The sequence below is a fragment of the Amycolatopsis antarctica genome, assembly GCF_002262875.1.
Lineage (GTDB): Bacteria > Actinomycetota > Actinomycetes > Mycobacteriales > Pseudonocardiaceae > Amycolatopsis > Amycolatopsis antarctica.
Genome location: NZ_NKYE01000003.1, coordinates 199,348 through 215,848 on the forward strand (window position 1 = coordinate 199,348; position 16,501 = coordinate 215,848).

The following is a 16,501-nucleotide window of genomic DNA, read 5'->3' on the forward strand; positions in this document are numbered from 1 at the left end:
TGTGGTCATGCCGCGGCTTCCGTGGCTTCGAGGGATGCGATGACGGAACGGATCAGCCACTCGGCGGCCGGCGGAGTGACGCCGTTGCCGAGCTGCATCACCTGCTCCCGCTTGCTGCCGGTCACGATGTAGTCGGGCCGGAACGCCATCGCTGCCTGGATCTCGGGGACGGACAGCATCCGGAAGGTGCAGTCGTCGACCTTCGGGGGTGCTGTCTGCCAGCCGACGAGGGACTGGTGGCCGGCGGTGGTGAGGGTGCGGGCCGGTTCGGTGACCGGGGTGCACATCTGCCCGGGGTTGCTGCGTGCGGTGTTCTGGCGGACGAGCATGTGGTGGTTCCCCGACGCGCACACCGTGGCGAGCGGGTCGGTGACCGGGCGGTGATCGGAGCCGCCGCCACGGAGCTCGGCGATGAACGCGACCCCGGCGGTATCAACGGTGCCCATCGTCGGCAGCGCGTCACGGGCGGGCCGGGCGCGGCCGGTGCCGTAGTAGGGGACGACGAGCGCAGTTTCGTGCCGGGCCGTCTGCGTCCTCATTGGACGGTGAGCGGGTGCGGCGTACTTGCCGTCGCGGCCCTCCACTGGAATGAGTAGCGCGTCGGTTTCCCGCGTCATCCGGGTACGCATCGGCTCCGACACCGGCGAGGTCGTGTCGTTCCAGGTGCCGCCCGACGGGACCAGTTGTGGGGTGGCGTAGCGGGCGAGCCCGGCCTTGATGCGGGCCATCGTCGCCGGCCGCAGCGGTGTCGCCCTGTCCCCGATGCGCTGGCCGGGCAGTGACCAGTTGATTGCCGACGCCGCGGGCAGTGCGTACGGTTCGACTTCGGCGTGGCAGCGGGCGGTCGGGCACCGGTACACGTACTGCGCCCGGTAGCGGCCCCACCGTGCGAGCGGCCACGCTGGGGTGCGCTGCTTGAACACCTGCACCGCCTGCACTTCGCGGTCACAGCCGTGGCAGTGGGCGAGCGGCCGAATGTCGAGGTTGGGCGGCGGGTTGCCTTTGCGCCAGAACACGACGTACATGCGGTCGCGGGACTGGGGTGCACGGGGCGCTGCGATCGCCGGGGCGTGCATCGAGTTGAGAAACACGATGTGGTGCTCGTAGCCGAGACACTTCATCGCCATGAGCCAGGCGGGGAACATGTCCCAGCAGGCGGCGTCCACCACGTTCTCCGTGATGATCGCGTCGTAGCGGTGTACCTCGGCGAACCGGGGCACGTCCCACATCGTCGCCCGGGACCGTTCCGCCACGTCGTCGGCGACCATCTCCCCGAACAAGTCCGGCTGGCTCTTGCGTTTCCGGCCCTTAGCGATGGAGTGGTTGGTGCATTCCGGTGACGCCCACAGTATGTTGGTGCGCCGGTAGCGGCGGGGTTCGACCTGGGAGATGTCGGCGACGTCGTGTTCGGTGTCGGGGAAGTTCAGCGAGTGCGTCTCGATCGCCCGTGGGGAGTGGTTCGCGGCCATGACGAGCTCGACGCCGGGGATCGCGGTGGCGCCGAGCCCGGAGCCGCCGGCGCCGCAGAAAAGATCGGTCACGGTGATCACTGCGCACCGTCCGTTTCGTTGGCGCGTCGGATGATTTCGACGTCGGTGCCCGGGCCGAGGTCTACCTTTTCACTTGACCAGACGACGTAGGTACGGGTGCCGTCCGGCCATGTCACCCGCACGTCGTCCCCGGCTGCGGGGGTGTCCTGTGTGGACTGTTCGTCGCTCATCGGGTGGCCTCCTGGATCTCGCGGACGTTGGGGTCGTCGGATGACCAGGTGCCGGACAGGTCCGGGTTGGTGTGCCGGAGATCGTGGCCGTGTTCGCGGTAGCAGCGGTGATTGACGGCGCGGATGTCGTCGTATCGCGCCGGGGCGTCGGCGAAGGGTTGGATGACGGATCGGCACTGCTCGGTGTCGGGGTTGTCCCAGTCGCCGTCTTCGATGCCGATGCCGTCGAGGGGCCATGAGCATTCGCAGCGGTCGCACTGGAACGAGTTGTCGATTACGGCGGTTTCGGTGGCGCAGATGGAGCAGGGCGGGGCGACGGGTTCGAGCGGTGGCGGGGCGGGTCGCGTGTTCGTCATCGGGTCACCTCGAATTCGGGGAGCAGCCCAGCGGACCGCAACCGCTCCGCCGCTTGCTGGATGTGTTCGGGTAGCGGTGTTCCGGTGCCGTCAACCCACTCGTCGGAAGCGGCCACGTAGCCGAGCAGCCCGTCGACGTGCAAAGCCACGACGTACAGGGCGGCGGAGTCGTGGACGGTCACGGTGTAGCCGCTCATGCCGACACCTCGTGCCACTCTGCGGAGACTGGGACGATCGTGAGCCCGGCCGCTTTCACCGGTTCCGTCCCGTGTGCTTGTGCCCAGGCGGCAGCGTTGACGGCATCGAGAACAGCCATCCGTGTGGCGTGGTCGTACCGGGTGTCCTGGCACACCTCGATCACGGCAGACAGCGCACTGTGCAAGCCCTCGACGGTGGCCTTGTGGGGGCTCGTCATGCCGTCACCTCCGTGGAGGCGAGTAGCGGCTTGCACTCCCATGCGTAGACGGGGACTTCCTCGGTGAGCTCGACCATCGGCACATCCACCGTGGGGTCCGGCACGGTCTTCGTCACGGTCTCGGTGCCGGTCTGGACGCGCTCGCACACCTTCTCGCGGTGAGCGTTCAGCTCCACCTTGGCGTGCCCACCGAAAGATGCCCGCACAAAAAACCACTCGTCGTCGCCGTCCTTGGTGACCTTCGCGCCGTTGCGGCGTGCAGTGCGCGCGAACTCCGCCAGTTCGGCAGTGGGGTTGTCAGTGCGAGGGAACACGTTGACGGCGACCTTGGTGTAGCGGAAGTAGTCGGCGAGCTGTGGGTTGGCGGCGATGAAGTCGGCCAGGGCGTGAAGGTCGCGGGCCACGTCTTCGTGGACGGGGGTTTCGTCGGTCATCGGTGTTGTCCGATCGTGAGGAGGGTCGCCCCAAGGGCGATGAGGGTGGCGGGGATCGCCGCGATCAGCCGCAGCACGAGCAGGTTGGGGGCGGGGAGGGCGTACAGCTCGGGTGCGATGGCGGTCGGCAACACCCAACCCCCGATGAACGCCAGCAGCGCGGGGATGAGGACCAGGGCGATGACGGCGGCGTCACCGCGGCCCGTGGTGTCCCACCAATCCGCGACACGCCCCACCGTGACGCGCCAGCCCCGGGTGGACGGGACACGCAGACGGGCCGTCACGGCTTGGCCGCTTCCTGCGCTGCCTGGTCGGCGTTGAGGGTCGCTGCCAGGCGGGTCGCCCTTCCGGGTTGTGTGGTGGTGTTCCCGATGCGGCACGACTTCTCCGAGTCCCAGACCCAGTAGAGGTCGTGCCCGCTGAGGAAACGGCTCTGCACGCGGAAGCGGCTCGGTAGATCAGCGGGACGGTTCGCCATCACGCGTCCCCGTTCCGGCGGGCCTCGCGCGCCTCAGCCTTCGCGATCCGAGAGTCCAACGCGTCCCGACGCCGCGACATGGCCGTGTACCGCTCCAATGCCCGATCCATCTGCGCGAACCGACGCCGACCCGCAGACGCAGCAGCACGAGACCGGGAGTACGGGGAAAGGTTCGTGGCCGCACGGTCACCGGGATCACCCGCCCCCGCGACCCGGGCCATGTCGGCGTCGAGCTTGTCCCGCTCCGCCCGCAACGACTCCGCCGACCGATACACCCGTGGCGTCACCGTCTTCTTCGGTGCGGGTGCCTGCTTCGGCACGATCACGTACAGCTCGTCGCCGTCCTCAATGAACCACTCGTACAGCGCGGGCAGCTTCACGTGCGGATTGCGGGCGTGCCACGCCTGCTGTCGAGCGACGAGGACCTGCATGTAGTCGTCACGGCTGATCGGACCGGTCACCGGCTCCACAACCGGGTTACCGCACAGGGCCATCACGCACCGGCTTTCGCGTCGGCGGTTCCGACGTCGGTCTTCACCAACGCATCGAGCAGCGAAGATCGCGTTGCCACGCCACGCAGGAACAGGCTCACGGTCTCGTGCAAGTAGACGAACGCGTACAGGCTCGGCATCGGCTTGGTGGCGTCCATCTCGGTGTGCCACGCGGCCGTGTTGAAACGGACGGCGTCGTCGTCCTCGGTGCGCTGGTCAGGCGCGGTGTTGTCGATCATGTCGTCTCCTTGGCGAGTGTCACCGTCGTGCCGGTGTACTGTTCACGCTACACCCGTGCGTGCGCAGACGCAACAGCGACGCGTAAGCACAACACCAGTGTTCGCGAAAGCAACCCCCAACGGCTCACGCGGGCCTGTGCGCGTGGGAACGTTCGTCGCATCTGTGCTGGTCATGCGCTTTTGGTGTGGGTTTCTTGGCGGCAGAGGGCGCAGGGGCTGGTGCCGGTGTCGGGTCGTCGGTAGTGGCCGGCGTCGGTGCCGTGGTGGCAGCGGAGGTCGGGGTTGTGGCGTGCGGCGTCGAGTTCGGCGCGGAGTTGGTTGCGGCGGTGGGTTTCGGCTTGGTCCCAGGTGTGGGTGGAGCGTCGTGCGTCGGCGCAGGGGCCGCAGGGTTCGGGGGTTCCGCCGGGGTGTTGTGGGCAGTGTTCGGGGGGTTTTGGGGGTGGGGGTTGGTGAGAGGTTTCGTTGCGCGCGTCCCCCCTCCTTAGGTGACCACTGGAAGGAACGGGTACGGGTACGGGTACGGGAATAGGGGGACTTGGGGGTGGACTCCCGGGGGTATCCCTGGGGGACAGTTGTTCTTCTGTGGTGGTTGACCTGGGGTTTTCTTCGTGGGGTGCGTGTTCGTGCGTGGTGGTTGCGTGTTCAACCGTGTCCAGTACGGGCGTCCGGTTTTGCGCAGGTAACGACCGATGTTGCCTCAAAGAGACCATTCCGTGACTATTGTCTTCCGGTGAGTCCACCCGATTGTCCCCCGGGGACACCCTTGGGGACTTTCCTTTGCGCTGAGCCGCTTTCTTCTCCCGCCACGCTTCCCGCTCGGCCTCGACCGACGCCTTCGTCGGCTGGTAGTCAGCCCAGTCGTGGAACCGAAATCCGTGCTCCCCGTCGACGTCGATTTCCGACCACAGGCCGACTGCGACGAGCCTGCGCGCATACCGGTGCCTTGGGTCCCAGAGCGCGATCTGCTCGGCCGGGATGAACCCATCGCACGTGTTGGTGTCGAGATTGTCGGCGCACCAGGTGCCGGCGAGCTGCCACAGGCCGACGGCGGGCAGCTTGTCCTTCCCGAGCCTGCGCACCTTGGGGTGGCGGTAGAAGCTGTCGTCGGACTTGAACCACGGCATTACGGGGTCTCCTGGGGGTCGTCGTAGTCGGCTTCGGCGGCGGCCATGCTGTCTCGGCGCAGCGCCTCGGCGCAGAGCCGGACCAGCACCGCCCGCCGGGGGGAGTCGTTGGGGCGGTTGTAGGCGTCGTGGGACGGCGGTACGTAGCCGTTCCAGGTGCGGGGGTCGCGGTACGGGCCGGGCATGGCGGTGAGTTGGCTGGCGAGGTCGGGGTGTCGGAGGACTCGCTCGCGGCGTTCCTCGGAGCGCTGCTTGGCTTCCGCGGTGGCGTCGCCGATCATTTCGGCGTGCGGCCCGGATCCGGCAGGCATCATGCGGCCACCTCCTGCGCGGGCCGGTTGCGGGCGCGGGCTCGTTGTACGCGGCGGTGGGTGATGCCGAGTTCGGTGGCGATGGCTCGTGCGGAGTGGCCGGCGTGGGTGAGCCGCATGATTTCGGCGTCGACGAGTGGGTCGGCGGGTTGTCCTGCGCGGGTGTTGGGCCGGCTGTTGGGGTGGTTGCGGCGTTGTTCGGCGGTCATGGCGCGTCGGTCGCGTTCGGATACGCCGCCCCAGATGCCGTGTCGTTCGCCGCGGTCGAGGGCGTAGGCGAGGCAGACGACGCGCACGTCGCAGGCTTGGCAGATGCGTTTCGCGGCGGCCGTGGATCCGCCTTTTTCGGGGTAGAACTCTTCGGGGTCGGTTTGTGCGCAGAGGGCGCCGGTCATCCAGGCTGGTGGTTGGGGGAGTTCGAGGGGTCTCATGCGGCGACCGCCAGCGTGTTGAGCCAGGCGAGGGCGTCGCCGGTGCCGCGGTGCGGGTCGCACATGGCGGCGAGTGCGATGGTGGCGACGACGAGGCGTGCGGGGGAGTGCTGTCCCCAGAGGACGAGGCGGCCGACGATCTGGCGGGGGTCGAGGTCGCGGATGTCGGCGATGAGGTCTTGGGCGTCGTAGATGGCTTGGTCGGCCCAGCGGGACGCGTCGGCGGGGGTGATGTGGGGACAGGCGGCGGTTTCGTCGCGGTACTGGCTGGTGAACGTTTGGCGTGTGGCGGTCATGGGTTGGTCTCCTGGATGAGGTGGGGCCGCGCCGGTGGTGTCTGGCGCGGCCCGCGGGGGTGGTCAGTTCCCGGTGGTGCGTTGTGATGGTGGTGCCGCGGTGGAATCCGTGATGCGGCGCTGCTGGGATTCCCGCTGGAGTTCCGCGAACGACCGGGACTTTCGGTCGTAGAGGGACCGTGCGGCGAGCACGTTGCGGGTTTCGAAGTCGAGTCGGTTCCGGTCGATCGGGGATAGCGCACCCCGGTCTGTGGCCGTGATGAGGCGTGCCGCTCGACTGGTTGCGCGGTGTGCCTTGTGACGGCGGCGTTCGATCTCGTCGAGGTTGCCCTTGGCGTCGATCACGATCCACCCGAACTTGCTGACCGACTTCACTGTCTGCTGGCGGTCCTGTTCGAGGTGCTTCTTCGCGTCGAGCATGACGGCCCACGCGGTGTGCGCCGGAATGTTGAGGAGGTCGCACACTTCTTGGACGGTGATGTCGTCGCCGGGTGTGCGGGACAGAACGAGTTCGTAGACGTGGCGCCAGCGTGCGCGGTCGCCGTCTGCTGGCTGGAACAATGCCGTCATCAGCCGGTCACCTTGCCTTCGAACTTGCCGTAGAAACGGCGGTAGTCGCCGATTCCGATGAGGCGCCCGGCCTTCGCAACGATGTCTTCGAACTCGTCGAAGTCGATGACCTGTGGGTCGATCTCGACGCCGATCGTCGCGGACCAGTCGGGGAAGATGGGGCGGACGCGGGGGATGCGCTGCCTTTGGACGGCGACCATGCGACGGTCGACGAATGGGGATGCTCCGTCGTCGCCCCACAGGGTTTCGAGGTCGCGGGGGCCGTCGTAGTTGAGGCGGGCGCGGGTGCCGTCGAAGATGACGCCGCGCTCGATTTTCTTTCCGGATCGAGTGAGTGATCCTGCTTCCATGAGGCAGCGGAAGATGTTCTCGGCGGGGAGGTACGGGCCGAGGTCGTCGTCGTGGTACATGCCGCCGGCGAACGACAGTCGATCGATCTCCATCTTGTCGTCGTCGGTTTTCTTCGTCTTCTTGGCGGTGAGTTTCTTGATCGCCTTGACGTAGGGGTCCTGGTCGTCGGCGAGGCGCACGTTGTGCATGAGCAGGGGTGCGGTGCCGATCATTTCGATTCGCATAGCGGTGGTTCTCCTTGGTGTGGTGGTGATTCCTTGCCTCGCCGCGCCCATCCGAGCGCTGCCGGGCCCAGCACTGCCGTGCCATTCCCAGTCGTGGGCGTCGAGGACTCGAACCCCGATGTATGCCGTTCGCCCGTCCTTGCCATGCCATGCCAGGACTCGCCTAGCCACGCCAGGCACAGCCGCACCGAGCCATGCCCCGCGTGGGTGCCGGGGCCTTGAACCCCGGTGGCTGCCAGCCACCCGCCTATCTCCCTGCCACGCCCGGCCGCGCGCTGCCCAGCCTTGCGGCGCCGAGACCAGCCGCGCCCGGCAATGCCGGGTCGTGCGGTCCCGGGACTCGAACCCAGGTGTCTGCCAGTACCGCCCCATTCCCTTGCCTAGTCCCGCCCGGCCCGGCCTAGCCATGCGAAGCCACGCCTCGTCGCGCCATGCCGTGCGTGGGAGCCCCGGACTTGAACCGGGGTGTGTGCCGCTCTCCCTGGTGTTGCTCCCTGCCGCGCCTGGCCTGGCCTCGCATTGCCACGCAATGCCACGCCCTGCGTGCTCCCGGTGGGAGTCGAACCCGCCGTACGACCGTCGGGGCGCCTTCCTTGCCACGCCTAGCCGGGCCCGGCCAAGCACTGCCGTGCCTCGGCTCGTCCTGCCATGCCGGGGCATGTCTACGAATCCCGCTGATCCGGAATCCGAGTCTTGTTTCCGCGCCATTCTTTGATCTTGCTGGCGTGGCGGCATCGGCGTGGACTGTTGACCCACTGTCCGGTGTGGACGATTACGCCGTCCTGTGCGGCGCGGCCGATGCGGCTGCTGATCAGGTTCTTGTCGAAACCTGCGCCGCCTCCGTCGAGCTGCACGATGGTGTAGACGGTGTGTGCGGTGAACGTGGTCCCGGATCGGATGAGGGTGTCGAGTGCCACCTTCACCCGCTCGGTGTCGTCGCGGTAGCCCTTGGTGCCGGCGGCGAGGTTCGCGGCCTGCCCGGCGTGCCGATCGTCCAATCCGAGCGTCAGTTGATCGGTCACGATGCTTCCTCCATTGTGGATGGTGGGTGGTTTCGTGGTGGCTGACTGGTGAGGTGCCAGGCTGCGCATTCGCGGCAGACGTAGGCGCGTTCCTCGTGGCGCCGGGTCCTGTGTGGACGGAGGAACCGTGCGACTTTCGCGTTGAGTAGCGCAGTCTCGGCATCGGCGAGGGTGGGGAACCGCACCTTCCGGCACGGCTTCCCACCTGCCGCCGTCATCGGGCCACCTCGGGCTTCGGGACGAACACGAGCTTCGTCGTCTCGGATGGCTTCGTGGGTGGCTCGGCGCCGACTTTTCGGTACTCGGCGCGTACCGCGTCGGCGTCGAGCCGGTTGGTGGTGGTGATGCGCCACTCGATGTTCTTGTCCCAGCCCACGTCGAGCGGGTCGGAGCGGCCGAATGTGTTGGGGCGCAGCGCGTCGAGTGCGCCCTTCGCCTCGTCCTCGCGCGTCTCGGCGGCCTTCTTGTCGGCGCGCGCCTGGTGCAGCTTCTCGGCCCACCCGGCGGCGTCCGGGTCCTCCATGTACAGCACCGAGCGGAGATCCCGGTCGGATACGTGCCCGTCCCAACAGGTGTCGAAGAACGGGCAGTGCCCGCAGAACGGGCCGTCCGGGGAGTAGTCGCGGTTCAGCATCTCGACTGGAGTCGCCCGCACCGCCTTGAGCCACGTCATGGCTTCGCGCACGGCCGCGGGGTCTGGTGTCCCGGTCCAGCGCCACAGCTCGCCGGTGTCGCGGGCGATGTAGTCGATCACGATGCGCCGGACCCGGACCGCTTTGCCCTTCTGCATGAGCAGGGCGGCGGCGTAGCCGTTGATCTGCCACAGGTGTGAGCGGGTCGGCCCCTCGACCTTGATCGTCTCCAGCCACCGTGAGCTGGTGGTTTTCACGTCCACCAGCGTTTCGGTGTCGGCCTCGTACCGGTCGATGTGGCCGGGGATCCCGGCGAACTCGACGGCGACCTCCACCAGGTCGTCCGGGCCTGCGGTCTCGTTGAGGCGCTGCTGCACTGCCTCGTGGATCGCGGTGCCGAGGACAGCTTGCACGGACCCGCCGGGGTTTGTGGGTTCGGTGCCGGCGAGCCGGTACCCCGCTCGTCTACGGCAGCCGCCGACCTCGGACCAGCCGAGTTCCCGCTGCCGGGACCGCGGCCGTTCGCGGTCCCATTCGAGGAGGAGGTCGGCGGTGGTGCGCTCTCGTTCGGTGGTGGTCATCAGAACGGCGCCCTCTCCGCCCGCGAGCGGTCAACGAGGGCCATTCCGTGCGACGCAGCCATTTGCGCAAGTTCGGCACACTCCTTGCTGTCCTTCCAGACCAGGGTCTCGGGCACGGTGATGGTCACGGAGACCTGCACGCCACCGGGGGCGGTGATGATCGACTGGTAGGTCCGGTTCCCGTATCCGCTGTCCATCACTGGTCACCACCTTCGGACCACAGAGCGTCGACCGGCTCGTCGGCGGGGGCGGCGTTCTCGCGTTCGATCTCGGCGAGGTCGGCGAGCAGGTCCGCGTCCGGGACGTCAGGCTGCTCGATGGGCTCCTGTACCGGGGCGGGCTCGGCAGCGGCCGGGACACGCTCGGCGGCGACCTGCGCGAGCGTCGGCCGGGTGGGTTCCGGCTCGGCCAGTTCGTACTCGTCGGAGAACCCCATCGCGACCTCGGGGCACGCCTGCCGGATCGCCGTCGACGCGGCACGCGCGTACAGCATGGCCTTCGGGTTCTTCTGGTAGTTCGCGTTCGACGTCAGCCCGGCGGTCTTGGCGTCGTCGATGGTGTATGTGACCGAGATCGGACCGTCCGGGTCGTCGGAACGGATCACCGTCACCGTGCAGGACGTCGCCGTGTTCTCGGTGACGCGAACCTTGTGGCCCGCCCTGCGGGCCAGGGCGACCCACAGGTTCGCGCGCAGCGATGGGCGGCCCTTCATCACGTCGATGGTCTGGATCGCCTGCATCGGCGCGAGACCAAGCTCCTGCCCGTACAGCAGGATCACCAGCACATCGGACGGCTTGCCCTTGAGGTCGTTCGGAATCAAGTTCGACACCGACAGGTTCTGCGACAGCCGGTAAGCGGTGTCGAGGTCACCCTGTCGACCGGTGAGCGCAACCGGCCGCTTCGCGGGCTGCTGCTCGGCGACGGCGATTTCGTTGCTGGGCATGGGGTTCCTTCCGGTTGTGGTGGTGGGGGAGTGGCGCGGCGCGGTCATGCCGTGGCCGCCTTGCTTGCGGGGGCGGGGCGGAGCGGCCAGTCGAGGGACACGCTGTCGGCGTCGGAGTGCCGTCCCTGCCGGTGGAAGTAGTCGGCGAGCGATGCGGCCTGCTCGGCGTGCCACTGCTCCTGATTGGCGTGCAGCTCGGGGAGCCGCATCCGCGAGATCTCGGGGTAGTACCAGCGGGCCTGTGTCCACGCGATCCGTGCGGCGGCGAGTGCGTCGGCGGCGGCGCCGTGAGCGTCCATTTCGGACAGTGCGATGCGGTAGTGCTTCGCGACGTCGACGAGCTTCCGCGATCCGGGCCGGTAGCGGTTGAAATGCTTGTCGATGACGAGTGGGTCGATCACCGAGCCGTGCCACAGGCCCTCGCCCCGGTAGCGCCGTAGTTCCCGGTCTAGCAGGGTGAGGTCGAAGCTGGCGTTGTAGGCGACGACCGGGGTCATCTCCATCCACGCCGCGCCGAGGTGGAGGGCGATCTCGGCGACCGCCTCGCCCGGGTCCCGGCCCTCGGCGGCCATTGCGTCCGTGATGCCGTGGATGGCGGTCGCCTCGGCGGGGATGTCGATTCCAGGGTTGATCAGCCACTCGTGGCGGACGATCCCCCCTTCCAGGGGGTCGATCTCAAGCACCGCGGCCGTGACGATCCGGTCGGACTCGACATCCACGCCGGTGGTCTCCGTGTCGAACGCAACGAGCTTCTTGGTGTGCCAGGTCATCGCTTCACCGCCGGAGGCTCGATTCCGTAGCGGCGGGCGGCGCCCGGGTCGATTTCCAGGTGGAGTTCGGTGTCGCAGCTCTCCCACACGGAGCAGGCCGCGTCGAACGCGCATCCGGCGCACACCTCGCGGGCGAGGACACGCACCGAGCCGAGGCGGAAGTAGACGTTGACCTCGACTACGGCGCCGAGGTCCGCGCAGTTGTCGCACTGGATGTCGTCGATCGGCCGGTAGTCGAAGCTGTCGACCATCCGCGAGGAGAGGAGGACGGCGAGGGTCGTGTCGCCGGGGGATACGGGCGTGTTCGGTCGGTATGATGTGGTCATCGGTCGCTCCTTCGGGGCGGTCGTCTCCTGAGCCCCCGCCGACGGTTTGGTCACTGGACGGCGGGGGTTCTTCATGTCTGGGGTGGCGGTCACTGCTCGGCCGGCACGTTGTCGAAGAGGGCATCGACGGTGAGCGCGGGGAATGCGTAGAGCGCGCCCGCGATGAACGCGCCGCCGGGGACGAGGTCGCCGGCGAGGACGCGGGCGACGGTGGTGCGGTGGATGTCCATTGCGCGGGCAAGTGCGGAGTCGCTGGGGATGCCGTGCAGCTCGCAGGCTTTGCGGAACTGGTCGGGCTTGGGTCGCAGTTCGCGTGCCATCGATCCTCCGTGTGTGTGCGGACGCTACGTTTGTCCGTAGACGCAACAGTACGCGTACTGATGCGTGGACGCAACAGTGATGCGTGCGGGGACAGGTTTGCGTGATGCGCGGACGCACGGTGAACTACATGGGTGTGATTCGTCTACCTGCCGTAACTGTGTCCGTTCCGCGCGACAACGTTGCGTGCGAGCACGTACAGTGGTGGCCTATGAGCACTCAGGACTTCCCCTCCTGGTACCAGTACGTCCAACGCCGACTAGATCAGCTCGACATGAGCACCATCGCGTTCGAGGACAAGACCGGGGTATCGCGCACCCGGCTTCACGGATGGAAGACCGGCGGCGCCGTCCGACCGGACATCGTGCGCGTAGTCGCCGAAGCGCTTGACTTGCCGATCCTGCAAGCGTTCGTGGTTGCGGGGTTCCTCAAGCCGGACGAAGTGGGCCAGACCGCAGCGGCCCCGATCGATCCGATGTCGCTGTCGAATGACGAGATCCTGGGCGAGGTTCGTCGGCGCATGGACGCTGCCGAGGGTGGTGCAGGCCCGCGGTTCATCTCGCGCGAGGAGATCGAGGCGGCCGGCGAGGACGTGGTGACGACTCCTCGGCGTGCTCGGTCGAGGCGTGAAGCGTGACCATTCGCAGCATCGAACACCTGTGCGAACTGTTACCGCTGTTGGCCTAACCGTTACGCAAGTTGGGCTAGGGCGGTGAACTTTCCACCACCGCGTTGTGACGGGCCATCCCCACGTGGCACAACAGATGGATGTCTCTCCTGCCCCTTCTGCTTGCCGCGGCCTGCCACCAGCACGGCCAAATCACCGTCCGCTTCGACGACCTCGACGGACACGACGCCCTTTACCGACGCTCCACCCGCACCCTCCACGTCGACTGCAAGACGTTCTCGTTCGAGCGAGCCGCCACCGAGGTGCTGCTGGCGGCCGTCGAGCCCGAACGTCAACTTGCCTCGATCGATGGCGGCGCGCTCGCAGCCGATCCGGCGTACATCCCGGCACAGCCTGGGCCGAGACCACGGCCACTGCGGATCGTCGACGACACCGGAGCAGGCGGTTAGCGGTGCCGTGGAAACTTCCCGTACAGCGTTGCCCTGTATCCTGCATCTACCAGGGGGCGCATAGCGTTCGCGTCGTAGGGAACCAGTAGTTCTCCTCGGCGACCCCGGGCACGGTGCGCTCACCGGTCAGGTGCAGCGCCTCGGCTCGGGTGGATTGGGTGCTCACGGCGGGCAGCGTAACCGCACCTGGCCGTCCCGCCCGGCGGCCACCCGCGCCGGGGGCCGGGCGCGCGGATCCGCTCCGCGGCGCCCGGCGTACCGGGTCAGTGACCGGCCGGGCCGCCCTTGCCCTTGCCGCCACGCAGCTTGTCGAAGGCGTCCTTCGCCTGCTGCTTGCGGCGCGGGTCCTTGGCGGCCTGCTTGGCCTGCTCGATGGCGCGACGGCCCTGCGGGCTCCGCGCGAAGCTGGAGATCTTGCTGAACAGCGATGCCATGTCCGTGCTCCCTGGGGACGAAGGGTCCGGCGGTGTGGCCGGATATGTCCGAGTATCCAACGTACGGCGGGTATCGGCAGTTCCGGCGCTGGCCTATCCGGTCGGGGAGACCGTGATACCGAGAACCCCGGGACCGAGGTGCGCGCCGAGTACCGCGCTGATGTCCACCCGTACCGGTTCGTAGGCCTTGGGCAGCCGTTCGTGCAGGCCGGCCGCGAGCCGTTCGGCGCGGTCGTCCGGGCCGAAGTGGCTCACGGCGAGGTCCACGTGCCTGCCCGCCGCCCGCTCGACGGCGAGGTCGAGCACCTTGTTCATCGCACGTCTGCTGCCGGGCACCCTGGTCAGCGCGGCGACCTCGCCCTCGCGCAGGGTGAGTACCGGTTTGAGTGACAGTGCCGTGCCGACCAGTGCCGCGGCGGCGCCGATCCGGCCGCCCTTGCGCAGGAACTCCAGGGTGTCGACGTACAGGAGTTCGCTGCTCTGCCGGAACCGGCGCTCCGCCGTCTCGGCGACGCGGTCCGCCTGGGCGCCGGTGGCCGCGGCCCGGGCGGCGGCGAGCACGGCGAAGCCGAGGCTCATGCCGGTGGTCTCGCTGTCCAGCACCCGGACCGGGACGCGGACCTCGGCGGCAGCGGTGCGCGCCGCCTCGACCGTGGCCGACATGCGTCCGGACAGGTGGATGCTGACGATGGTGTCCGCACCCGTCTCGGCGGCCTGTCGGTACGTCCTGGCGAAGGTGGCGGCCAACGGCGGTGAGGTGGTGGCGGGGATGCCGGACTCCAGCGCGCCGATCAGCTCGGGGGAGCTGAAACGTTGTTCGTCCTCGGTCCGGTAGCCGATCTTGAGCTGCATCGGAACGACCGTGACGTTCCACTGTTCGGCGAGCTGTGCGGGCAGGCTGGCGGTGGAGTCGGTTACGACGGCGACAGACACGCACCGGAGGCTAGTGCCTCAGTCGCGAAAGTCCGAGAACTGTGTAATCACTCAATTGCCTCGCCCGGCCCTCGATCCGGCCAACCGGCCGAGCGTCGGATGGATTTATGGGACCATCGTCCTAGTAGATTGCGAATCCGGGTGAATGGCGTCACCTCGCCGCGCCGGAGCCGCGATTTGGGCATAACGTACTGGCCAGTAATGCTGGCGTATCGGGAGGTCGAAGAAGACCCATGACGAATATCGTTGTCCTGGTCAAGCAGGTGCCAGACACCTACTCCGAGCGCAAGCTCGCCGAGGCTGACCACACACTGGACCGGGAGTCCGCCGACGCGGTGCTCGACGAGATCAACGAGAAGGCCGTCGAGGCGGCACTCAAGATCAAGGAAGCGGGCGAGGGCGAGGTCACCGTGATCTCCGTCGGCCCCGACCGCGCCACCGACGCCATCCGCAAGGCCCTCTCGATGGGCGCGGACAAGGCCGTCCACGTATCGGACGAGTCGCTGCACGGCTCCGACCTCATCGCCACCGCCAAGGTGCTCGCCGCCGCGATCGGCAAGGTCGAGGGTTACGACCTGGTCATCACCGGCAACGAGGCCTCCGACGGCCGCGGTGGTGCGGTACCCGCGGTACTCGCCGAGCTGCTCGGCCTCCCGCAGCTCACGCACGTCCGCGTGCTGGAGGTCGACGGCACCACCGTCAAGGCCGACCGGGAGACCGACGACGGCATCACCCACCTCGAGGCGAGCCTGCCCGCGCTGGTGAGCGTCGGCGAGAAGATCAACGAGCCGCGTTACCCGTCGTTCAAGGGCATCATGGCCGCGAAGAAGAAGCCGGTGGAGACGCTGACCATCGCCGACCTGGGTGTCGACGGTGGCGAGGTCGGCCTCGGCAACGCCTGGTCCTCCGTCGTCGAGGCTTCCCCGAAGCCTCCGCGCACCGCGGGCCAGCGGGTCGAGGACGAGGGCGACGGCGGCTCGAAGGTCGCCGAGTACCTGGTCGGCCAGAAGCTCATCTGAGACGAATTCGCGAGGAGGAGAACCGATGTCAGAAGTACTGGTCCTCGTCGACCACGTCGACGGTGAGGTCAAGAAGGTCACCCACGAACTGCTGACCGCGGCACGCGCGCTCGGCGAGCCGTCGGCGGTGGTGGTCGGTGCCACCGGCACCGCGGCCAAGGTCAAGGAGTCACTCGCCGCCTACGGCGCGGCGAAGGTGTACGTCGCCGAGTCCGACGACGCCGCCGGCTACCTGGTCACCCCGAAGGTCGACGCGCTCGCCGCCGTCGCGAGCACCGCCTCGCCCGCCGCGGTGCTCGTCGCCGCCTCCGCCGAGGGCAGGGAGGTGTCGGGCAGGCTCGCCGCCCGGCTCGACTCCGGCCTGCTGATCGACGTCGTCGCGGTCAACTCCGACGGCTCCGTCGACCAGTCCGTCTTCGGTGGCGCGTTCTCGGTGAAGTCCAAGTCCACCAAGGGAATCCCGGTCATCTCGGTCCGTCCCGGCAGCGTCGACGCCGAGCAGGCCGAGGGCGCGGCCGCGGAGGAGACCGTGGAGCTGCCCGCCGTGGACCCGGCGAAGTCGGCGAAGATCACCGGCGTGGAGCCGATCGTCGGTGGCGACCGTCCCGAGCTGACCGAGGCCTCGGTCGTGGTCTCGGGTGGCCGCGGTGTCGGTTCCGCCGACCAGTTCGATGTCGTCGAGAAGCTGGCCGACTCGCTCGGTGCGGCCGTCGGCGCCTCGCGCGCCGCGGTGGACTCCGGCTACTACCCCGCGCAGTTCCAGGTGGGGCAGACCGGCAAGACCGTGTCGCCGCAGCTCTACGTCGCGCTCGGCATCTCCGGTGCGATCCAGCACCGCGCCGGGATGCAGACGTCGAAGACGATCGTCGCGGTGAACAAGGACGCGGAGGCGCCGATCTTCGAGATCGCCGACTTCGGCGTCGTGGGCGACCTGTTCAAGGTCGCGCCGCAGCTCACCGACGAGGTCGCCAAGCGCAAGGGCTGAGTTTCCACACGCCGCGGCCAG

At 68.2% G+C, this 16,501-nt stretch carries 27 protein-coding genes and 2 pseudogenes; 4 read left to right on the forward strand and 25 right to left on the reverse strand.

Translation table 11 applies throughout. The annotated features are described in order from the left end of the window. Positions 1–5: 5 nt before the first annotated feature. The 22 genes and pseudogenes from CFN78_RS06870 to CFN78_RS06975 form a co-directional block, all read right to left on the reverse strand. The gene (locus tag CFN78_RS06870; RefSeq protein WP_240519311.1) at positions 6–1,541 is read right to left on the reverse strand and encodes a DNA cytosine methyltransferase; all 1,536 of its coding nucleotides are present in this window, start codon (positions 1,539–1,541) and stop codon (positions 6–8) included. 5 nt (positions 1,542–1,546) lie between these two features. After that, positions 1,547–1,720 carry a hypothetical protein gene (locus CFN78_RS29065; RefSeq protein ID WP_165777472.1) on the reverse strand — a complete coding sequence of 58 codons (174 nt, stop codon included), beginning with the start codon at positions 1,718–1,720 and terminating at the stop codon, positions 1,547–1,549. Further along, positions 1,717–2,076, reverse strand: coding sequence for a hypothetical protein (locus CFN78_RS06875; protein WP_094861761.1), 360 nt, complete (start codon positions 2,074–2,076; stop codon positions 1,717–1,719). Before CFN78_RS06875 ends, CFN78_RS29065 begins: the two co-directional genes overlap by 4 nt. After that, a complete protein-coding gene (locus CFN78_RS06880; RefSeq protein WP_094861762.1) occupies positions 2,073–2,273 on the reverse strand; it encodes a hypothetical protein in 201 nt (66 codons plus the stop codon). Before CFN78_RS06880 ends, CFN78_RS06875 begins: the two co-directional genes overlap by 4 nt. Beyond that, positions 2,270–2,491 carry a hypothetical protein gene (locus tag CFN78_RS06885; protein WP_094861763.1) on the reverse strand — a complete coding sequence of 74 codons (222 nt, stop codon included), beginning with the start codon at positions 2,489–2,491 and terminating at the stop codon, positions 2,270–2,272. Before CFN78_RS06885 ends, CFN78_RS06880 begins: the two co-directional genes overlap by 4 nt. After that, complete coding sequence (locus CFN78_RS06890; protein WP_094861764.1) at positions 2,488–2,925, reverse strand: hypothetical protein; 438 nt, start codon at positions 2,923–2,925, stop codon at positions 2,488–2,490. The genes CFN78_RS06885 and CFN78_RS06890 overlap by 4 nt, the downstream gene beginning before the upstream one ends. Continuing rightward, positions 2,922–3,209: a hypothetical protein gene (locus CFN78_RS06895; RefSeq protein WP_094861765.1), complete on the reverse strand. Its 288-nt coding sequence runs from the start codon at positions 3,207–3,209 to the stop codon at positions 2,922–2,924. The genes CFN78_RS06890 and CFN78_RS06895 overlap by 4 nt, the downstream gene beginning before the upstream one ends. Further along, on the reverse strand, positions 3,206–3,403 hold the full coding sequence (locus CFN78_RS06900; RefSeq protein ID WP_094861766.1) for a hypothetical protein: 198 nt from the start codon (positions 3,401–3,403) through the stop codon (positions 3,206–3,208). Before CFN78_RS06900 ends, CFN78_RS06895 begins: the two co-directional genes overlap by 4 nt. After that, positions 3,403–3,864, reverse strand: coding sequence for a hypothetical protein (locus CFN78_RS06905; protein ID WP_133116296.1), 462 nt, complete (start codon positions 3,862–3,864; stop codon positions 3,403–3,405). The genes CFN78_RS06900 and CFN78_RS06905 overlap by 1 nt, the downstream gene beginning before the upstream one ends. A 32-nt stretch (positions 3,865–3,896) precedes the next feature. Beyond that, positions 3,897–4,133: a hypothetical protein gene (locus tag CFN78_RS06910; protein WP_094861768.1), complete on the reverse strand. Its 237-nt coding sequence runs from the start codon at positions 4,131–4,133 to the stop codon at positions 3,897–3,899. A gap of 1,123 nt (positions 4,134–5,256) precedes the next feature. Next, positions 5,257–5,568: a hypothetical protein gene (locus CFN78_RS06920; RefSeq protein WP_094861770.1), complete on the reverse strand. Its 312-nt coding sequence runs from the start codon at positions 5,566–5,568 to the stop codon at positions 5,257–5,259. Between the two features lie 206 nt (positions 5,569–5,774). Continuing rightward, a pseudogene (locus CFN78_RS29735) lies at positions 5,775–5,966 on the reverse strand (WhiB family transcriptional regulator); the annotation flags it as partial. Positions 5,967–5,995: 29 nt separating this feature from the next. Next, positions 5,996–6,295 carry a hypothetical protein gene (locus CFN78_RS06930; RefSeq protein ID WP_094861772.1) on the reverse strand — a complete coding sequence of 100 codons (300 nt, stop codon included), beginning with the start codon at positions 6,293–6,295 and terminating at the stop codon, positions 5,996–5,998. Positions 6,296–6,358: 63 nt separating this feature from the next. After that, a complete protein-coding gene (locus tag CFN78_RS06935) occupies positions 6,359–6,865 on the reverse strand; it encodes a hypothetical protein (RefSeq protein WP_094861773.1) in 507 nt (168 codons plus the stop codon). Next, complete coding sequence (locus CFN78_RS06940; RefSeq protein ID WP_133116297.1) at positions 6,865–7,428, reverse strand: hypothetical protein; 564 nt, start codon at positions 7,426–7,428, stop codon at positions 6,865–6,867. Before CFN78_RS06940 ends, CFN78_RS06935 begins: the two co-directional genes overlap by 1 nt. A 674-nt stretch (positions 7,429–8,102) precedes the next feature. Then, on the reverse strand, positions 8,103–8,531 hold the full coding sequence (locus CFN78_RS06945) for a hypothetical protein (RefSeq protein WP_133116298.1): 429 nt from the start codon (positions 8,529–8,531) through the stop codon (positions 8,103–8,105). A 145-nt stretch (positions 8,532–8,676) separates the two neighbouring features. Then, positions 8,677–9,675, reverse strand: a complete 999-nt coding sequence (locus CFN78_RS06950) for a CRISPR-associated protein Cas4 (protein WP_094861776.1) — start codon at positions 9,673–9,675, stop codon at positions 8,677–8,679. After that, positions 9,675–9,872: a hypothetical protein gene (locus CFN78_RS06955; RefSeq protein WP_133116299.1), complete on the reverse strand. Its 198-nt coding sequence runs from the start codon at positions 9,870–9,872 to the stop codon at positions 9,675–9,677. Before CFN78_RS06955 ends, CFN78_RS06950 begins: the two co-directional genes overlap by 1 nt. Beyond that, positions 9,872–10,618 carry a hypothetical protein gene (locus CFN78_RS06960; RefSeq protein WP_094861778.1) on the reverse strand — a complete coding sequence of 249 codons (747 nt, stop codon included), beginning with the start codon at positions 10,616–10,618 and terminating at the stop codon, positions 9,872–9,874. The genes CFN78_RS06955 and CFN78_RS06960 overlap by 1 nt, the downstream gene beginning before the upstream one ends. Positions 10,619–10,662: 44 nt before the next feature. Then, positions 10,663–11,388, reverse strand: a complete 726-nt coding sequence (locus tag CFN78_RS06965) for an exonuclease domain-containing protein (protein WP_094861779.1) — start codon at positions 11,386–11,388, stop codon at positions 10,663–10,665. Further along, positions 11,385–11,714, reverse strand: a complete 330-nt coding sequence (locus CFN78_RS06970; RefSeq protein WP_094861780.1) for a hypothetical protein — start codon at positions 11,712–11,714, stop codon at positions 11,385–11,387. Before CFN78_RS06970 ends, CFN78_RS06965 begins: the two co-directional genes overlap by 4 nt. A gap of 89 nt (positions 11,715–11,803) precedes the next feature. Continuing rightward, positions 11,804–12,034, reverse strand: coding sequence for a hypothetical protein (locus CFN78_RS06975; protein WP_094861781.1), 231 nt, complete (start codon positions 12,032–12,034; stop codon positions 11,804–11,806). Between the two features lie 209 nt (positions 12,035–12,243). Here CFN78_RS06975 and CFN78_RS06980 point away from each other — a divergent pair, with 209 nt between their 5' ends. Together CFN78_RS06980 and CFN78_RS06985 are read left to right on the forward strand one after the other, a co-directional pair. Next, positions 12,244–12,669 (forward strand): hypothetical protein, encoded by a 426-nt coding sequence (locus tag CFN78_RS06980; RefSeq protein WP_094861782.1) that lies wholly within the window; start codon positions 12,244–12,246, stop codon positions 12,667–12,669. Positions 12,670–12,800: 131 nt separating this feature from the next. Next, on the forward strand, positions 12,801–13,109 hold the full coding sequence (locus CFN78_RS06985) for a hypothetical protein (protein WP_094861783.1): 309 nt from the start codon (positions 12,801–12,803) through the stop codon (positions 13,107–13,109). A gap of 79 nt (positions 13,110–13,188) precedes the next feature. On the opposite strand, the pseudogene CFN78_RS30280 reads toward CFN78_RS06985, so the two are convergent. The 3 genes and pseudogenes from CFN78_RS30280 to CFN78_RS06995 form a co-directional block, all read right to left on the reverse strand. Further along, positions 13,189–13,410: pseudogene (locus tag CFN78_RS30280) on the reverse strand (hypothetical protein); the annotation flags it as partial. After that, positions 13,373–13,543 (reverse strand): hypothetical protein, encoded by a 171-nt coding sequence (locus CFN78_RS29070; RefSeq protein ID WP_165777473.1) that lies wholly within the window; start codon positions 13,541–13,543, stop codon positions 13,373–13,375. The pseudogene CFN78_RS30280 and the gene CFN78_RS29070, both read right to left, overlap by 38 nt. Before the next feature lie 93 nt (positions 13,544–13,636). Further along, complete coding sequence (locus CFN78_RS06995; protein WP_094861784.1) at positions 13,637–14,476, reverse strand: DegV family protein; 840 nt, start codon at positions 14,474–14,476, stop codon at positions 13,637–13,639. A 233-nt stretch (positions 14,477–14,709) separates the two neighbouring features. Between CFN78_RS06995 and CFN78_RS07000 the strand changes: the two genes are divergently transcribed. Both CFN78_RS07000 and CFN78_RS07005 read left to right on the forward strand, forming a co-directional pair. Further along, a complete protein-coding gene (locus tag CFN78_RS07000; protein WP_094861785.1) occupies positions 14,710–15,495 on the forward strand; it encodes an electron transfer flavoprotein subunit beta/FixA family protein in 786 nt (261 codons plus the stop codon). 25 nt (positions 15,496–15,520) lie between these two features. Further along, positions 15,521–16,480 (forward strand): electron transfer flavoprotein subunit alpha/FixB family protein, encoded by a 960-nt coding sequence (locus tag CFN78_RS07005; RefSeq protein WP_094861786.1) that lies wholly within the window; start codon positions 15,521–15,523, stop codon positions 16,478–16,480. Positions 16,481–16,501 lie beyond the last annotated feature (21 nt).

Bases quoted from the DNA above. Each gene is read 5' to 3' on its own strand.
- CFN78_RS29065 (WP_165777472.1), bottom strand. From the start codon at position 1,720: ATGAGCGACGAACAGTCCACACAGGACACCCCCGCAGCCGGGGACGAC.
- CFN78_RS06885 (WP_094861763.1), bottom strand. From the start codon at position 2,491: ATGACGAGCCCCCACAAGGCCACCGTCGAGGGCTTGCACAGTGCGCTG.
- CFN78_RS06955 (WP_133116299.1), bottom strand. From the start codon at position 9,872: ATGGACAGCGGATACGGGAACCGGACCTACCAGTCGATCATCACCGCC.
- CFN78_RS06945 (WP_133116298.1), bottom strand. From the start codon at position 8,531: ATGCGCAGCCTGGCACCTCACCAGTCAGCCACCACGAAACCACCCACC.
- CFN78_RS06985 (WP_094861783.1), top strand. From the start codon at position 12,801: ATGTCTCTCCTGCCCCTTCTGCTTGCCGCGGCCTGCCACCAGCACGGC.
- CFN78_RS29070 (WP_165777473.1), bottom strand. From the start codon at position 13,543: ATGGCATCGCTGTTCAGCAAGATCTCCAGCTTCGCGCGGAGCCCGCAG.
- CFN78_RS06940 (WP_133116297.1), bottom strand. From the start codon at position 7,428: ATGATCGGCACCGCACCCCTGCTCATGCACAACGTGCGCCTCGCCGAC.
- CFN78_RS06930 (WP_094861772.1), bottom strand. From the start codon at position 6,295: ATGACCGCCACACGCCAAACGTTCACCAGCCAGTACCGCGACGAAACC.
- CFN78_RS06875 (WP_094861761.1), bottom strand. From the start codon at position 2,076: ATGACGAACACGCGACCCGCCCCGCCACCGCTCGAACCCGTCGCCCCG.
- CFN78_RS06900 (WP_094861766.1), bottom strand. From the start codon at position 3,403: ATGGCGAACCGTCCCGCTGATCTACCGAGCCGCTTCCGCGTGCAGAGC.
- CFN78_RS06960 (WP_094861778.1), bottom strand. From the start codon at position 10,618: ATGCCCAGCAACGAAATCGCCGTCGCCGAGCAGCAGCCCGCGAAGCGG.
- CFN78_RS06910 (WP_094861768.1), bottom strand. From the start codon at position 4,133: ATGATCGACAACACCGCGCCTGACCAGCGCACCGAGGACGACGACGCC.
- CFN78_RS06980 (WP_094861782.1), top strand. From the start codon at position 12,244: ATGAGCACTCAGGACTTCCCCTCCTGGTACCAGTACGTCCAACGCCGA.
- CFN78_RS06880 (WP_094861762.1), bottom strand. From the start codon at position 2,273: ATGAGCGGCTACACCGTGACCGTCCACGACTCCGCCGCCCTGTACGTC.
- CFN78_RS06920 (WP_094861770.1), bottom strand. From the start codon at position 5,568: ATGCCTGCCGGATCCGGGCCGCACGCCGAAATGATCGGCGACGCCACC.
- CFN78_RS06975 (WP_094861781.1), bottom strand. From the start codon at position 12,034: ATGGCACGCGAACTGCGACCCAAGCCCGACCAGTTCCGCAAAGCCTGC.
- CFN78_RS06950 (WP_094861776.1), bottom strand. From the start codon at position 9,675: ATGACCACCACCGAACGAGAGCGCACCACCGCCGACCTCCTCCTCGAA.
- CFN78_RS07005 (WP_094861786.1), top strand. From the start codon at position 15,521: ATGTCAGAAGTACTGGTCCTCGTCGACCACGTCGACGGTGAGGTCAAG.
- CFN78_RS06935 (WP_094861773.1), bottom strand. From the start codon at position 6,865: ATGACGGCATTGTTCCAGCCAGCAGACGGCGACCGCGCACGCTGGCGC.
- CFN78_RS06890 (WP_094861764.1), bottom strand. From the start codon at position 2,925: ATGACCGACGAAACCCCCGTCCACGAAGACGTGGCCCGCGACCTTCAC.
- CFN78_RS07000 (WP_094861785.1), top strand. From the start codon at position 14,710: ATGACGAATATCGTTGTCCTGGTCAAGCAGGTGCCAGACACCTACTCC.
- CFN78_RS06965 (WP_094861779.1), bottom strand. From the start codon at position 11,388: ATGACCTGGCACACCAAGAAGCTCGTTGCGTTCGACACGGAGACCACC.
- CFN78_RS06970 (WP_094861780.1), bottom strand. From the start codon at position 11,714: ATGACCACATCATACCGACCGAACACGCCCGTATCCCCCGGCGACACG.